This window comes from Aerococcus sp. L_32 (assembly GCF_050689315.1).
This window is the reverse complement of record NZ_JBOEQF010000528.1, coordinates 1-1220: the sequence shown is the minus strand read 5'-3', so window position 1 is coordinate 1220 and position 1220 is coordinate 1. Positions and strand designations below refer to the sequence as shown.

Genomic DNA, 1220 nt, shown 5'->3' with positions numbered 1-1220 from the left:
TAAGGAATGCCTATCAAGAAAAAGCCAGTCAAATTATTACAATAGAAGAGCCCATTGAAATTAAAGAACCTACTTTCTTACAAACAGAAGTCAATGAAAAGGCGGATATTACTTATGACCGTTTGCTGACCGCTAGTTTGCGTCACCATCCGGATATTATTCTAATTGGCGAAATCAGAAGTGAAGAAACAGCGAAAATGGTGATTCGCGCATCACTGACTGGTCATCTGGTATTAGCCACCGTTCATGCTAAAGATACTTTTGGTGTAATTGGACGCTTGAAAGAATTAGGCATCACTAACGAACAATTGGTCCAAACTTTACTATTAGTTGTTGCCCAAAGGTTGGTTCCTCGTGTCCCTGATTCAGAAATTGTTGCGACTGAGAAATTAGCCTTATTTGAGTTACTACAGGGTGACCAGCTGAGTAGTTTCATTTTAAATCAAAGCTATCCAAATGATTTTAAATCACTAAATCTACTATTAAAGGAGGCTTATGATCATGGCTACATCACCCAGTCCAGCATGGAAGAATATCAACTGGAAACAATTAGCGAAAACTGAAATTACTAGCACTTGGCAACCGCAATTACAGGCGACTGTACTTTTATACATCGCAGAAATGCTTCAAGAAGGGTTTCCTATGCTTGAAATATTTTCTTTTTTAAAGACTATTTTTCCTAAGCAAGAAGTGACTTTTGGCAAAATGGCGACCGGTTTCTCAGCTGGTCAGTATTTTTATCAAGTTATACATGAAATGAAAATTAAGGGTAATGTAGCTTATCAAATTCAAGTGGCAGAAGCTTATGGCAATTTTGGTTTAGGCCTAGAAACGATTGCTAAGTACATTCAAGAACGTGATCAACAGATGCAAAAGCTAAAAGGGGTAATGCTTTATCCAATTGCTTTAACTGTGTTGATGATTGGCATGTTATTTGGGTTGCGCATATTTCTTTTGCCACAATTAGCTTCTATGTCAGTGGGTGAGGGACAGGGATTACTGAGCTATTTATTGATTTTCTTGCAAAAGCTGCATTGGATAATGATAGGGTTCTCAATTTTGTTGTTAGTTATACTCATCATCTATCTTATATGGAAGAAGCGGACTAACCCATTAGTAAGGGCAAGGTTATATGTCAAATTACCAGTGGTTGGAAAATTATTTAGATTATATTACACCCAGTTTTTTGCTTACGAATTTAGCCAACTATTTAAAATAGG

At 36.8% G+C, this 1220-nt stretch carries 2 protein-coding genes; both read left to right on the top strand.

The genetic code is table 11. The features are described from left to right. A partial coding sequence (locus tag ACRCJ0_RS14520; protein WP_431390912.1) for an ATPase, T2SS/T4P/T4SS family occupies positions 1-563 on the top strand: 563 nt, incomplete at its 5' end. After that, a partial coding sequence (locus tag ACRCJ0_RS14515; protein ID WP_431390911.1) for a type II secretion system F family protein occupies positions 502-1220 on the top strand: 719 nt, incomplete at its 3' end. The genes ACRCJ0_RS14520 and ACRCJ0_RS14515, both read left to right, overlap by 62 nt.